The organism is Caulobacter sp. GW821-FHT10A10, from assembly GCF_059415745.1.
Genome location: NZ_JBWKNV010000002.1, coordinates 722660 through 734483 on the forward strand (window position 1 = coordinate 722660; position 11824 = coordinate 734483).

The window sequence follows — 11824 nt, forward strand, 5'->3', positions numbered from 1 at the left end:
CTACATCACCATCAACCGGTTTCGGTGATTGAGGTCTACACGCGGTTTGGCTTTGCGCCCCACCGCACCACGAGCGCGATCGGGATGCCCACCAGCACCAGGTGGGCGCCGAGGTTGTTGATGAAGCGCGGCCAGACGAAGGCGGACGGCGGGGCCACGGCGCTGAGCGGCAGCACCACGTAGTTCATCACGACATAGGTCGCCGCCCCGTAGGCCAGGCCCATCAGCAGCGGCCGGCGGACCAGCACCGGCAGCCAGCGCGCGGCGGCGACGTAGAGCCCCGCCATCACCGACATGATGAAATAGTGCAGGACGAGGCCCAGGGCCGCCGTCGCCGTTCCCCCTTGGAACGCGGCCTTGCCCAGCAGGCCGCTGGCGATCGACTGCAGGATCCGCTCGGGCGGCACGCCCTTGGTCACGGCCCAGAAGGTGAAGGCGTCGGTGATGTCGAGCGTGCCGGCGACCAGCATCGCCACCGCGACGACGAGCACGAGCGGACGCGCGCCGGCGGCGCGGCTGTCGGTGGTCATTGGACGGTTCCTCCCCGTTCCCGGCGGCGAGGCTATTGCGACGAACGGCGTTCGGCAATCGGGGCGTCAGGCGCCGTCGGCGTCCGGCTTCGAGCTTTCCAGCAGCCGCGCGATCGCCTGCTCGGGCGTATCGCCCACGGCGATCCAGGCGGGCGGGGCGTCCCAGAATTCCATGGCTTCGACGTCGCCGCCGAACGGACCGTTGTCGAGCAGCCAGCCGGCGCGGTTGATGCGGCCGACCGGCGTGTCGGCCTGGGAGACGGCAAGCCATCGCCCCTGGCTGTAGATTCCGCCGTAGCGGTCCTCGAAGACCGCGATCGGGTAGTGGTGGATCGGCGTTTCCATCCCGCGCTCAGTCCTCGGCCTCTTCCGCCGTCTCGGGCTCAGGCTGGCGGCCGCGGCGGGCAAAGCCCTTGCCGCGCTGCATCGGCTTGCGCTCGCCCTTGGCCTTGGCGGTGATTTCCTTGAGCTTGATGGTCTGGTTGACCGACAGGGCCTGGCCGGCGCCGCCCTTTTCGGGGTCGCCGAAGGCCCGGCCGTAGGTCTCGATGCGCTGGGCGACCGAGCCCAGGAATTCGCCCTCCCAGTCGGAGAGCTCGATCCCGCCCTTGTCGGCCATCCGCCTGGCCTTCTTCAGGGCGTTCAGCGCCGCCTTCTTGGCCTGGGTGCGAGGATCGGGCGGCTTGGCGCGCATGGGGCGAGCCTAGACGTGAAAAAGGCCCCCTTCCAGGGAAGAGGGCCCTTAAAAACTCAGGTCTCGGAGATCTTAGATCTCGCCGATGGCCGAGAGGTAGAGGTCGAGGATGGCGTCCTCTTCCTGGCGCTTGGCGCGGTCGGTCTTGCGCAGGCGAACCACCTTCTTGAGCACCTTGACGTCGAAGCCGTTGCCCTTGGCTTCGAGGTAGACTTCCTTGATCTGCTCCATGATCTCGGCCTTCTCGACCTCGAGGCGCTCGACGCGCTCGATGATCGACTTCAGCTGGCCCTGGGCGGTGGAGTTCAGAACGTCGGCGTGCGGGATGGCGTCGTCGGCCATGGAGATCTCTCGCGAAAAGGGCTGGAAACTGGAGGCGCGGAAACTAGTTCGGGACGCGCCCGAGGGAAAGCCGATTCAGAGCAGGCCGTGGGCTTGAATCGCCGGACGCAGGGCGGCCGGGTCGGTGAAGTGGTGGACGTGGAAGCCCATCGCCCGCGCCGCCTCGATATTGGCCGCGCTGTCGTCGACGAAAAGCAGATCCGTGGGCGACAGGCCGGTGCGCTCCAGCGCGATCTCATAGATCCGGCGCTCGGGCTTGATGGCGCCTTCCTCGGCCGAGACGACGGCGTCGCGGAAGTGGCGGAAGACCGGGCTCATGGCCTGCACGCCGGGCCAGGATTCGCTCGACATGTTGGTCAGGGCGTACTGGGGCACGCCGGCGGCGGCCAGGTCCTCGATCAGGGATTCGGTCTCGGGAATCGCGCCGGAGAACATCTCGTCCCAGCGGTCCCACCAGGCGGCCAGGGCTTGCGCGTGCTCGGGGAACTGGGCGGCGCGCAGGGCGATGTTCTCGCCGAAGGTCAGGCCCCGGTCGGTTTCGCTGTGCCAGTCCAGGGTCCCGACATGCGAAAGGAACCGGTCGAGATCGGCCGGTTCCTTGAAGATCTTCGCGTAAAGCGTGCGCGGGTTCCAGCGCACGATGACATTGCCGACGTCCCAGAGCATGGCCCTGGGAGGGACGGCAGCCGTCATCAGCCCTGCTTGGCCTTGAAGCGCGGGTCGGTCTTGTTGATGATGTAGATGACGCCCTTGCGGCGCACCATCTTGCAGTCGCGGTGGCGACCCTTCAGCGACTTCAGCGAGCTGCGAACCTTCATGACCGTCTCTGTTGTCAGCGGAGAGGTTCGGACGCGCCACGTGGCTCGCCGGAACATCCGGATGTTTCGGAGGGCGTGCGTATAGGCAAGACCTGGGCGAGAGTCAATCGACCTGGGCCCTTTCGCGCGCGGCGTTTGCGCGCTGTGGCTCTCAGGCCTCCGTCTTGGGTCCCGCCGGAGCTGGTTTGAAGGACAGGCCCTTGGGCGGGGGCGGTCCGAAGCGGTTGTCGGCGTTCTTGCCGGGCAGGGCGCCCAGCGCGATCAGCAGGCCCGCCAGCAGCAGCACGGCCACGCCCAGGGCGCTCTGATAGGGCTGGGGCGACAAGACGAAGCCGCCGCCGAAGATCAGCGCCATCTCGGCGATGAAGAAGCCGCCGGCCCACCAGCCGGTGCGTCCCAGGTCGTGCAGGCGCGGCACGGCCGCCATCAGCAGCACCGCCTGGGCGGCCGGCATCGGCCGCTTGAACACGACGCCCGAGATCAGGGCCGCGGCGATCGCCACGCCGACGATGACCCAGTAGGTGGCGCGGTTGATCCGGCCCTTCAGCAAATGCACGTGCGAGCACTCCCAATTCGCCCAAGCCCTTAGAACAAAGCTTCGCCGCTGGCGATGCGAAGGCGGGAACTCACCGCGTCCTGGCGTCCTTGTGATTGAAGCTTTCGCACGAACCCCGGTAGCCTGCCCGCATGGATAAACGCGTATTCCTCGTTCTGCTGCTGGCCGGCTGCGCCGACACGACCGTCAACGCGCCGCTGGCGCCGTCGACCCCGGTCGCCCCGCCGCCGAAGGTTTCCACGCCCGCCGCCCCGACCCAGCCGAGCGCCGTCACGGCGGTCGAGACCGGCGGCCAGGTCGCCGCCTTCAACGCCTGGCTGGCCGACTTCAAGCCGCGCGCGGTCGCCGCCGGCGTGCCCCAGGCGGTGGTCGATCGCGAGCTGGACGGCCTGACGCCCAATCCGCGCGTCATCTCGCTGGACGGCCGCCAGCCGGAGTTCTCCAAGCCGGTCGGCGACTACATCAAGGGCGTGATCAGCGACGATCGCGTGGCCGTGGGCCGCGCCAAGCGCGACGCCCTTCCGTTCCTGCCGACCGTCGAGAGCCGCTACGGCGTGCCGCGCGACATCCTGCTGGCCGTCTGGGCGATGGAATCGGCCTTCGGCAAGATCCAGGGCGACTTCGACGTCGTCCGCTCGATGGCCAGCCTCGCCGCCGACGGCCGCCGCCGCGCCTGGGCCGAGGGCGAGTTGATCGCGGTGCTGAAGATCATCGCCTCGGGCGAGGACCGCCGCGACCAGCTGAAGGGCTCCTGGGCGGGGGCGATGGGCCAGACCCAGTTCCTGCCGTCCAGCTACCTCTCCACCGCCGTCGACTTCGACGGCGACGGCCGCCGCGACATCTGGGGCAGCGACGCCGACAGCCTGGCCTCGGCCGCCAACCTGCTGGCCAAGGGCGGCTGGAAGCCGGGTGTGGGCTGGGCCAAGGAGGTGATCCTGCCGGCCGGCTTCGACTATAGCCTGGCCGAGGGTCCGCGCGAGGTTCCGTCGTGGTGGGAAGCCAAGGGCGTCAAAAGGGCCGACGGCCTGCCCTGGACGGCCGCCGACGCCGCATCGCCCGCCGGGCTGATCCTGCCCGCCGGCGCGGCCGGTCCGGCCTTCCTGGCCCTGCCCAACCACTTCGCGATCCGCAAGTACAACAACTCCACCTCCTACGCCCTGGGCATCGGCCTGCTGGCCGACCGCTTCGGCGGCGGCGGGCCGCTGGTCGCGCCCTGGCCGGTGGAGCAGCCGCTGTCGCTGGCCGACCGCATGGCCGCCCAGATCGCCCTGGCGCGCCTGGGCTTCGATCCCGGTCCGGCCGACGGTGTGATCGGCGCGGGCACCCGCAAGGCCCTGCGCGCCTGGCAGCAGAGCCGTCAGCTGCCGGCCGACGGCTACCTGTCCTCGGACATGGTGGTGAAGCTCAAGGCCCAGGCGGCGATTTCGTGAGACGCGAAAGACCCTCCCCCTGAAGGGGGAGGTGGCCCGGAGGGCCGGAGGGGGAAGTCCCCGCTGAAAATGCAAAAGCCGACGGCGTGGGATGTCACATCCCCCTCCGTCGGCTTCGCCGACACCTCCCCCTTCAGGGAGAGGGTTTTAGATTACGCAGCCTGGCTGACCTGCGGCGGGAACACGTCGTCCATGCGCAGGTAGGTGATCAGGCGGGTGTCGACCGACAGGATGGCCTGCACGAAGCGCAGTTCGTCGGCGCCCATGTCCGGGGCCGGCTGCAGGTGGTCGCGGGTGATGGTGAAGGTTTCCGACACGGCGTCGACCAGGATGCCGGCCAGGCGGTCGTGGCACTCGACGACGACGATGACGTGGCGGGTTTCCGGAACCGTGACGCCCAGGCCCAGGCGGTTGCGCAGGTCGATGACCGGCATGATCGCGCCGCGCAGGTTGATGACGCCCTTCAGGAAGCCCGGCGCATGCGGGATCGGGGTCGCCGGGGTCCAGCCGCGGATCTCGCGGACGGTCTTGACGTCGATGCAGAACTCCTGCTCGCCGATGCAGAAGGAGATCAGCTCCAGGGCCGGTTCGGCTTGGTCGGTCATCAGGAAATCCCCGGGAATTGGAAGGCTTGCGCGGACGTCTCCGCTCGCCTGCCACAAGAGCCCGGGCGCCGTTTAACAACGGTTAATGCTGAAGTTTTCCGGTGGTTTTCGGGGCGAGGCGGATTGTCGCGCCCCTCCTGTGCTCAAGGAACGGGCGTCAGCTCGCCGCGCGCAGGCGCTTCTTGAGGAACATGGCCGCGTCGGCTTCGGCGAGAGCCGTCTCCGGCTCGGCGTTGACCTCGATCTCGCGCACGCCGAACGAGACGTGCAGCGGGGCGCTCCATTCGCCGAACTGGACGGGCGTGTTGCGGATCGCGCCGGCCAGGCTTTCGCCCTTCATCTCGGCGGTGGCCTTGTCGGCCTGGACCAGCAGCACGGCGAACTCGTCGCCGCCCATGCGACCGACGATGTCGCTTTCGCGCACATTGGCCAGCAGGCGCTCGGCCACGGCCTTCAGCGCCGAGTCGCCGGCGGCGTGGCCGAAGCGGTCGTTGACGGCCTTGAAGTTGTCGAGGTCGAAGAACACCAGGCTGGCCGGCGAGCCGTAGCGCTGGGCGAAGGACGAGACGCGGCGAACCTCGCGCAGGAAGGCGCGGCGGTTCAGCACCGGGGCCAGCACGTCCATGTCGGCCAGGGTCTCGGCCTCGGTCAGGCGATACTTCAGGCGCGAGACTTCCGAGCGAAGATCGTCGATCTCGGTCATCAGGGTCTGCAGGGCGGCCTGCACCTGGGGCGTCAGGTCCGCGGGCTCCAGACCGAGAAAGCCGGCCTTGTCGACGGCCACGCTGCCGCGCGGCGCCGAAGACACGCCGGCGGCGTCGGCGAGCGCCCGGCGGCGGATCGCGGAGAAGGTTTCGGTGCGGGCGCCTGAGATCTTCATCGGAGGTGCAGCGAATCACTTTCGGTCAAGCTGAATGGAAATCTGCGTTTTCTCGTTAACCATGACAATGGCGGGCCAGGGCCGGCGCCAATACGCCGCAGGCGAGGGGCGGGGCGATCCGGGTGCGCCAAAGCCCGCGCAACCTGCGGAAGCGACATGAAAAACGTCCGAGAACGGGCTTTGGCCTGGGGATGCGACCCGCTATAAGGCGCGCGATTCAAGGGGCCGCCCTGGCGCCTTCGTCGTTCTAGGAAGACGCCGATGACCACGTCCGCGCCGCCTGTCGCCATCGTCATGGGCAGCCGCTCCGACTGGCCGACGATGAAGAAGGCGGCCGACGCCCTCGACGAACTGGGCGTCGCCTACGAGGCCAAGGTCGTTTCGGCCCACCGCACGCCCCAGCGCCTCGTCGAATTCGCCACCGGCGCCAAGGCGGCCGGCTACCAGGTGATCATCGCCGGGGCCGGCGGCGCGGCGCACCTGCCGGGCATGGTCGCGTCGATGACGCCGCTGCCGGTGCTGGGCGTGCCGGTGCAGTCCAAGGCTCTCAGCGGCCTCGATTCCCTGCTCTCTATTGTGCAGATGCCGGGAGGCATCCCCGTGGCGACCCTGGCCATCGGCGAGGCGGGCGCCAAGAACGCCGGCCTGCTGGCGGCCCAGATCCTGTCGCTGGCCGATCCGGCGCTCGCCGCCCGCCTGGACGCCCAGCGCGCGGCCCAGACCGACAGCGTCGCCGAAAGCGTCGAGGACTAAGACCATGACCGCCTCTCCGGCTCTTCCCCTGCCCCCCGGCTCCACCCTCGGAATCCTCGGCGGCGGGCAACTGGGCCGGATGCTGGCCCAGGCCGCCTCGCGGCTCGGCTTCGACGTCGTGATCGTCGATCCCGAGGAGAACAGCCCGGCCGGCCGCGTCGCCGCCCGCCAGATCGTCGGCGCCTATGACGACCGCTGGGCGCTCAAGCGTCTGGCCGAGGCCTGCCAGGTCGTGACCTACGAGTTCGAGAACGTGCCGGCCGAGACGGTCGCCGAGCTGACGGCCCTGGGCTGCGAAGTCGCCCCGGGCGCCGCCGCCCTGGCCGCCGCCCAGGATCGCGTGGTCGAAAAGACTTTCCTGGCCGAGATCGGCGTGCCGACCGTGGCCTTCGCCGCCGTCGACGACGAGGAAAGCCTGCTGGCCGCCGTGGCCAAGATCGGCGCGCCCAGCCTCCTGAAGACCCGCCGCGAGGGCTATGACGGCAAGGGCCAGGCCTGGATCCAGCGTCCGGGCGACGCCGTCGCCGCCTTCGAGAAGATCGGCCGCCAGCCGGCCATCCTCGAGGCTCCGGCCGACTTCGGCCGCGAACTGTCGGTGATCGCCGCGCGCGGGCGCAACGGCGAGATCGTCTGCTACCCGCTGTCGGACAACCACCACGAGGGCGGCGTCCTGCGCCGCACGATCGCCCCGGCCAAGGTCACCCCGGCCGAGCGCGACCAGGCCGAGGCCATCGCCGCCAAGATCCTCACCGCGCTCGACTATGTGGGCGTGATCGGGGTGGAGCTGTTCGAACTGTCCAGCGGCAAGCTGCTGGTCAACGAGTTCGCCCCCCGGGTGCACAACACCGGCCACTGGACCCAGGACGGCTGCGAGGTCGACCAGTTCGAGCAGCACATCCGCGCCGTCGCCGGCTGGCCCCTGGGCCCCACCGCGCCCCTGGCCCGGGTGGAGATGACCAACCTGCTCGGTCCCGAGGTCGACGCCTGGAAGAAGCTGGCCGCCGAGCCCGAGACCCGCATCCACCTCTACGGCAAGGGCGAGGCCCGCCCCGGCCGCAAGATGGGCCATGTGAACCGCCTGCGGCCTCTGGAGGGCTGAGATGGGCGGTCAGGTCACCATCGGCCTGATCGGCGGCATGAGCTGGGAAAGCTCGGCGCATTACTATCGACTGATCAACGAGGCGGTGCGGGCGCGGCGCGGGCCGACGGCGTCCGCCCAATGCCTGCTGTGGTCGTTCGATTTCTCGGAAATCGAGGCCCTGCAGCACGCCGGCCGCTGGAGCGAGCTGGCCGAGCGCCTGGTCGAGGCCGGCAAGGCGCTGGAGCGGGGCGGGGCCGACTTCCTCGTGCTGTGCACCAACACCATGCATCGCCTGGCTGGCGAGCTTCAGGCCGCCGTCGACCTGCCGCTGCTGCACATCGCCGACCCGACCGGCGCGGCCATCCAGGCGGCGGGTCTGCGCAAGGTCGGCCTGCTGGGCACGGCCTTCACCATGGAGCACGCCTTCTATAGGGGGCGGCTCGAGGAGCGCTTCGGGCTGGAGGTGCTGGTCCCCGAGGCGCAGGACCGCGCCCTGGTGCATCGGGTGATCTACGAGGAGCTGGTGGCCGGCGTGGTGCGCGAGGAGTCCCGCCAGGCCTATCGCGACGTGATCGCCCGGCTGGTCGAAGCCGGCGCCGAGGGGATCATCCTGGGCTGCACCGAGATCATGCTGCTGGTCGGGGAGGGCGACAGCCCGGTCCCGGTGTTCGACACCACGACCCTGCACGCCCTGGCGGCGGTGGAGCGGGCGCTGGGCGGCTAGATCCTTCTCCCCTTGCGGGAGAAGGTGGCGGCCGAAGGCCGACGGATGAGGGGTCTCTCAGAATTTTGACGCCACACCCGGTCGTTCCGCTGTCGCGGCGGACAGGGCTATCGACCCCTCACCCGACCCGCTTCGCGGGCCACCCTCTCCCGCAAGGGGAGGGGGTCAGCTTCGCGCGTACCGCATCTTCGCCAGCGCCGTCAGGAACTCGGCCGCCAGGTTCGGGACCTTCACGCCCGCCTTCCACTTCTCGAAGGCCATCACGCCGTCGATGCGGGCGTCCAGGTGCTTGAGCGCCGAGTCGCGGCCCGAGGCCAGGTCGACCGCCAGGGTCGAGACCAGGATCCCCGACAGGATGGCGCGCTTGGAATAGTGGTTCTCGTCGGTGGCCACGTCGCCGGCCCAGCGCCACAGCTGGTCGGCGCTTTCCCACAACAGGGTGAGCGCCAGCGGTAGGTTGGTCGGGAAGGCCAGGAAGGCGGCCCAGCGGCGGACGGCCTCGCTGTCGTGGGCGGCCGCGTCGATGCGGGCGATGACGCCCTCGCGAATCTTCTGCCGAATCTTCAGCGCCGCAGGGTCGAGTTTTCCGAGCGTCGCCATGGCCTGGGCGTCGTGCCGGCGGGCCAGCAGGGCGGCCAGATCGCGCGGGCCCTGGGGCAGCAGGAGATCGGTCTCGCCGGGCGACAAGCCGGCCGCCGCGGCGGCCGCGCGTGCCAGCGCCGCGTTCCAGCCAAGGCGCAGAGACAGGCGCAAGGCCTCGTCCAGCACCTTCTGTTCGGCCTTGTCGGCCCAGTCCTGCGTGGCTTTGGTCGCGGCGTCGCTCATGAATCCGAGTCTACACCGGTGTTTAGCGCTCGTCGCGCATGGACACGCGCCCTCGCCTCTGCTATCTGCCGCCCCTCGTCGCCCGGAAGCACCCCTTCCAGGGCGTAAGGTTTTTATTCGCCCGCCCGGCCCCTCAAGAGGGACTTGGGAAATTGGTCGGGCCGTCGAATGGAGAGTCACCCCTGGTCCAGATTTTCGTCCGCGACAACAACGTCGATCAGGCCCTCAAGGCCCTGAAGAAGAAGATGCAACGCGAAGGCTCGTTCCGCGAGATGAAGCGTCACGTGCATTATGAAAAGCCCTCGGAAAAGCGCGCCCGTCAAAAGGCCGAAGCTGTCCGTCGCGCTCGCAAGCTGGCCCGCAAGCGCGCTCAGCGCGAAGGCCTGCTGCCGATGCCGAAGAAGGCTTCGCGTTAAGAGCGCCGTCGAGGCGCGGATCTTCGCGCCTCCGCGTTCCACGCACCCGAAAACAGACGAAACCCGCGCCGGGCGACCGGCGCGGGTTTTGTTTTGTCCGCTGCATGGAAAGTCCTCTCGACGGGCGCTTGGACCTCGCCTAGGTTTCGCGTTCGGAACAAGAGGGGAACGCGCGTGCGGCGAGCCTGGCTGCTGGGAGGAATTTGCGCGATCGGCGTGGCCAGCGCCGTCGCTTGGCCGAAGGTCGACCGCTGGCTCGATGTCGACGCCTGCCTGGACGGCAGCGGCGCATACATCCACGACCAGGGCCGCTGCTCCCACGATCAGTCCGAAATCGACGCCTACAGGAAGCGAAAGGCTGAGACCCCATGAGCGGCGACATTCGTATCGGCATCGGCGGCTGGACCTTCGAGCCCTGGCGCGGCCACTTCTATCCGTCCGACCTGAAGCAGAAGGACGAGCTGGCCTATGCCAGCCGCCAGCTGACGGCGATCGAGATCAACGGCACCTACTATTCCAGCTTCAAGCCCGACAGCTGGCGCAAGTGGCGCGACGAGACGCCCGACGACTTCGTGTTCGCCGTGAAGGCCTCGCGTTTCACCACCAACCGCAAGGTGCTGGCCGAGGGGGGCGAGTCGGTCGGAAAATTCCTCGACCAGGGCCTGACCGAGCTTGGCGACAAGCTGGGGCCGATCCTCTGGCAGTTCATGCCGACCAAGAAGTTCGACGAGGCCGACTTCGGCGCGTTCCTCGCCCTGCTGCCCAAGGAGAAGGACGGGGTGCGCCTGCGCCACGCCGTGGAGGTGCGCAACGACACCTTCATGACCCCGGCCTTCCCGGCGCTGCTGCGTGAGCACGGCGTGGCCGGCGTCTACGCCAAGCATTTCGACTATCCGGAGTTCGCCGACGAGACGGCCGACTTCGTCTATGCCCGCCTGCAGACGGGATCGGACGAGGTGGCCACGGCCTATCCCGAGCCCGAGCTCGACGCCTGGGCGGATCGGCTGAAGACCTGGGCGCGTGGCGAGCGCCCCGGCGACCTGCCGCGCATCGACAAGGCGTCGGCGCCCGCCGCCAAGAGCCGCGACGTCTTCGCCTTCATCATCCACGAGGGCAAGGTCAACGCGCCCAACGGGGCCAAGGCGCTGATTGAGAAGGTCCGCTGATCCTTCTCCCCTTGCGGGAGAAGGTGTCAGCGAAGCTGACGGATGAGGGGTCTCTCAGGCGCAAAACGCCGCGACGGCTGATCGGCCGTCGCGGCGTTTCTGTTCGTGCGACCCCTCACCCGACCTCCTTCGGAGGCCACCCTCTCCCGCAAGGGGAGAGGGATCAGGCAGAGGCCGCCGCCGCCATCTCGCGCCAGCCCTTGGCCTCCTTGCGGAACCTCGGATGGGTCTTGGAAAGGCGCTTGTCGAGTTCGGCCAGGGCTTCGCGGGCCTCGGCCTTGCGGCCGGTCTCGCCCAGGAACACGGCGTAGCGGGCCATGCCCTCGAAGCCCGGCAGGTGGGCGGCGGCCCAGCGCAGGGAGACGTCGGCCTCCTCGGTGCGGCCCAGCGCCGCCTGGGCGCGGCCGAGCGCCAGGGCGGTCTGCGGGGTGCGGCTCTTGACGCCCTGTTCGCCCAGGGCCTCCAGCAGCGGCAGGGCCTCGGCGGCGCGGCCCAGCTCGATCAGGCTGTTGGCGCGGGCCAGCATCAGGGCCGGATCGTCGGCATAGTGGCCCTGCAGGGCCTGGGCGTAGATCCGCTCGGCTTCCTCGTGCTTGCCAAGGCTCGTGGCGGCCGCGGCCAGGCGCGAAAGATTGGTCACGGTCGGCGCGTCCTCGGCGTCGCGGCTGGCCTCGCGATATTCGCGCTGCGGGTCCAGCGCCTGGCGAGCGGCGGCCTTCATCTGCTGGGCCTTGCTGCCGCCCATGAACTCCGGCGCGACGATGGCCAGCAGATAGACGATCCCGCCCAGCGGCTGGAACATCAGGATGATGAACAGCCAGTACATGGCCTGGCCCGAGCGCACCACGTGCACGCACAGCGCGATCGAGAAGATCAGCGACAGGCCGAAAAGCGGGATCATCGAACGGGTCTCCAGGCGTCTCCCCTTGGATCAAGGCCCAAGGGGTAAGGCTATGTGTGGCGCGCAAGCCTGGCCGTCAATCACTCAAGGCCTCCCAGCCCAT

18 protein-coding genes are annotated in these 11824 nt (G+C 69.2%); 7 read left to right on the forward strand and 11 right to left on the reverse strand.

Features of this window, described 5'->3' with window-relative positions; all coding sequences use genetic code 11:
• Window positions 1-35 precede the first annotated feature (35 nt).
• From AC07NS_RS08200 to AC07NS_RS08230, 7 genes are all read right to left on the reverse strand, one after another.
• Window positions 36-530 (reverse strand): hypothetical protein, encoded by a 495-nt coding sequence (locus AC07NS_RS08200; RefSeq protein ID WP_494602662.1) that lies wholly within the window; start codon window positions 528-530, stop codon window positions 36-38.
• Between the two features lie 66 nt (window positions 531-596).
• A complete protein-coding gene (locus AC07NS_RS08205; RefSeq protein ID WP_494602663.1) occupies window positions 597-875 on the reverse strand; it encodes a hypothetical protein in 279 nt (92 codons plus the stop codon).
• 7 nt (window positions 876-882) lie between these two features.
• Window positions 883-1224, reverse strand: a complete 342-nt coding sequence (locus tag AC07NS_RS08210) for a hypothetical protein (RefSeq protein ID WP_494602664.1) — start codon at window positions 1222-1224, stop codon at window positions 883-885.
• Between the two features lie 72 nt (window positions 1225-1296).
• Window positions 1297-1566 carry a nucleoid-associated protein GapR gene (gene gapR / locus AC07NS_RS08215; protein ID WP_058348015.1) on the reverse strand — a complete coding sequence of 90 codons (270 nt, stop codon included), beginning with the start codon at window positions 1564-1566 and terminating at the stop codon, window positions 1297-1299.
• A 75-nt stretch (window positions 1567-1641) separates the two neighbouring features.
• Window positions 1642-2259 carry an HAD family hydrolase gene (locus tag AC07NS_RS08220; protein ID WP_494602665.1) on the reverse strand — a complete coding sequence of 206 codons (618 nt, stop codon included), beginning with the start codon at window positions 2257-2259 and terminating at the stop codon, window positions 1642-1644.
• Complete coding sequence (gene ykgO, locus AC07NS_RS08225; protein WP_004616427.1) at window positions 2259-2384, reverse strand: type B 50S ribosomal protein L36; 126 nt, start codon at window positions 2382-2384, stop codon at window positions 2259-2261. The genes AC07NS_RS08220 and ykgO overlap by 1 nt, the downstream gene beginning before the upstream one ends.
• A 151-nt stretch (window positions 2385-2535) precedes the next feature.
• Entirely contained in the window at window positions 2536-2940 is a 405-nt protein-coding gene (locus tag AC07NS_RS08230) for a DUF805 domain-containing protein (protein WP_494602666.1), read from the reverse strand.
• A gap of 131 nt (window positions 2941-3071) precedes the next feature.
• Between AC07NS_RS08230 and AC07NS_RS08235 the strand changes: the two genes are divergently transcribed.
• The gene (locus AC07NS_RS08235; protein ID WP_492855831.1) at window positions 3072-4370 is read left to right on the forward strand and encodes a lytic murein transglycosylase; all 1299 of its coding nucleotides are present in this window, start codon (window positions 3072-3074) and stop codon (window positions 4368-4370) included.
• Window positions 4371-4522: 152 nt separating this feature from the next.
• Here AC07NS_RS08235 and AC07NS_RS08240 read toward each other — a convergent pair whose 3' ends face one another.
• Window positions 4523-4978, reverse strand: coding sequence for a chemotaxis protein CheW (locus AC07NS_RS08240; RefSeq protein WP_199228406.1), 456 nt, complete (start codon window positions 4976-4978; stop codon window positions 4523-4525).
• A 154-nt stretch (window positions 4979-5132) separates the two neighbouring features.
• Window positions 5133-5855, reverse strand: a complete 723-nt coding sequence (locus AC07NS_RS08245; protein ID WP_494602667.1) for a GGDEF domain-containing protein — start codon at window positions 5853-5855, stop codon at window positions 5133-5135.
• A gap of 261 nt (window positions 5856-6116) precedes the next feature.
• On the opposite strand from AC07NS_RS08245, the gene purE reads away from it, so the two are divergent.
• The 3 genes from purE to AC07NS_RS08260 are packed head-to-tail and all read left to right on the forward strand — an operon-like array spanning window position 6117 to window position 8413.
• Window positions 6117-6608: a 5-(carboxyamino)imidazole ribonucleotide mutase gene (purE, locus tag AC07NS_RS08250; protein WP_110119417.1), complete on the forward strand. Its 492-nt coding sequence runs from the start codon at window positions 6117-6119 to the stop codon at window positions 6606-6608.
• A gap of 4 nt (window positions 6609-6612) precedes the next feature.
• Window positions 6613-7707: a 5-(carboxyamino)imidazole ribonucleotide synthase gene (locus AC07NS_RS08255; protein WP_494602668.1), complete on the forward strand. Its 1095-nt coding sequence runs from the start codon at window positions 6613-6615 to the stop codon at window positions 7705-7707.
• Between the two features lies 1 nt (window position 7708).
• Window positions 7709-8413, forward strand: coding sequence for an aspartate/glutamate racemase family protein (locus AC07NS_RS08260; RefSeq protein WP_494602669.1), 705 nt, complete (start codon window positions 7709-7711; stop codon window positions 8411-8413).
• A 165-nt stretch (window positions 8414-8578) separates the two neighbouring features.
• Here AC07NS_RS08260 and AC07NS_RS08265 read toward each other — a convergent pair whose 3' ends face one another.
• Window positions 8579-9238, reverse strand: coding sequence for a COQ9 family protein (locus AC07NS_RS08265; protein ID WP_494602670.1), 660 nt, complete (start codon window positions 9236-9238; stop codon window positions 8579-8581).
• 182 nt (window positions 9239-9420) lie between these two features.
• On the opposite strand from AC07NS_RS08265, the gene rpsU reads away from it, so the two are divergent.
• The 3 genes from rpsU (at window position 9421) to AC07NS_RS08280 (ending at window position 10820) form a co-directional block, all read left to right on the forward strand.
• The gene (gene rpsU, locus AC07NS_RS08270) at window positions 9421-9654 is read left to right on the forward strand and encodes a 30S ribosomal protein S21 (RefSeq protein WP_081612876.1); all 234 of its coding nucleotides are present in this window, start codon (window positions 9421-9423) and stop codon (window positions 9652-9654) included.
• A gap of 174 nt (window positions 9655-9828) precedes the next feature.
• Window positions 9829-10026 (forward strand): hypothetical protein, encoded by a 198-nt coding sequence (locus tag AC07NS_RS08275; protein ID WP_494602671.1) that lies wholly within the window; start codon window positions 9829-9831, stop codon window positions 10024-10026.
• A complete protein-coding gene (locus AC07NS_RS08280) occupies window positions 10023-10820 on the forward strand; it encodes a DUF72 domain-containing protein (RefSeq protein ID WP_494602672.1) in 798 nt (265 codons plus the stop codon). The genes AC07NS_RS08275 and AC07NS_RS08280 overlap by 4 nt, the downstream gene beginning before the upstream one ends.
• Window positions 10821-10983: 163 nt before the next feature.
• On the opposite strand, the gene AC07NS_RS08285 is transcribed toward AC07NS_RS08280, so the two are convergent.
• The gene (locus AC07NS_RS08285) at window positions 10984-11721 is read right to left on the reverse strand and encodes a tetratricopeptide repeat protein (protein ID WP_494602673.1); all 738 of its coding nucleotides are present in this window, start codon (window positions 11719-11721) and stop codon (window positions 10984-10986) included.
• Window positions 11722-11824: the final 103 nt, after the last annotated feature.

What these genes read in the sequence shown, in the direction of transcription:
- AC07NS_RS08210 (WP_494602664.1), bottom strand. Translation starts at nt 1,224, where the DNA reads ATGCGCGCCAAGCCGCCCGATCCTCGCACCCAGGCCAAGAAGGCGGCG.
- AC07NS_RS08285 (WP_494602673.1), bottom strand. Translation starts at nt 11,721, where the DNA reads ATGATCCCGCTTTTCGGCCTGTCGCTGATCTTCTCGATCGCGCTGTGC.
- AC07NS_RS08280 (WP_494602672.1), top strand. Translation starts at nt 10,023, where the DNA reads ATGAGCGGCGACATTCGTATCGGCATCGGCGGCTGGACCTTCGAGCCC.
- AC07NS_RS08255 (WP_494602668.1), top strand. Translation starts at nt 6,613, where the DNA reads ATGACCGCCTCTCCGGCTCTTCCCCTGCCCCCCGGCTCCACCCTCGGA.
- AC07NS_RS08265 (WP_494602670.1), bottom strand. Translation starts at nt 9,238, where the DNA reads ATGAGCGACGCCGCGACCAAAGCCACGCAGGACTGGGCCGACAAGGCC.
- AC07NS_RS08235 (WP_492855831.1), top strand. Translation starts at nt 3,072, where the DNA reads ATGGATAAACGCGTATTCCTCGTTCTGCTGCTGGCCGGCTGCGCCGAC.
- AC07NS_RS08205 (WP_494602663.1), bottom strand. Translation starts at nt 875, where the DNA reads ATGGAAACGCCGATCCACCACTACCCGATCGCGGTCTTCGAGGACCGC.
- AC07NS_RS08245 (WP_494602667.1), bottom strand. Translation starts at nt 5,855, where the DNA reads ATGAAGATCTCAGGCGCCCGCACCGAAACCTTCTCCGCGATCCGCCGC.
- AC07NS_RS08220 (WP_494602665.1), bottom strand. Translation starts at nt 2,259, where the DNA reads ATGACGGCTGCCGTCCCTCCCAGGGCCATGCTCTGGGACGTCGGCAAT.
- gapR (WP_058348015.1), bottom strand. Translation starts at nt 1,566, where the DNA reads ATGGCCGACGACGCCATCCCGCACGCCGACGTTCTGAACTCCACCGCC.
- AC07NS_RS08260 (WP_494602669.1), top strand. Translation starts at nt 7,709, where the DNA reads ATGGGCGGTCAGGTCACCATCGGCCTGATCGGCGGCATGAGCTGGGAA.
- AC07NS_RS08200 (WP_494602662.1), bottom strand. Translation starts at nt 530, where the DNA reads ATGACCACCGACAGCCGCGCCGCCGGCGCGCGTCCGCTCGTGCTCGTC.
- purE (WP_110119417.1), top strand. Translation starts at nt 6,117, where the DNA reads ATGACCACGTCCGCGCCGCCTGTCGCCATCGTCATGGGCAGCCGCTCC.
- ykgO (WP_004616427.1), bottom strand. Translation starts at nt 2,384, where the DNA reads ATGAAGGTTCGCAGCTCGCTGAAGTCGCTGAAGGGTCGCCACCGCGAC.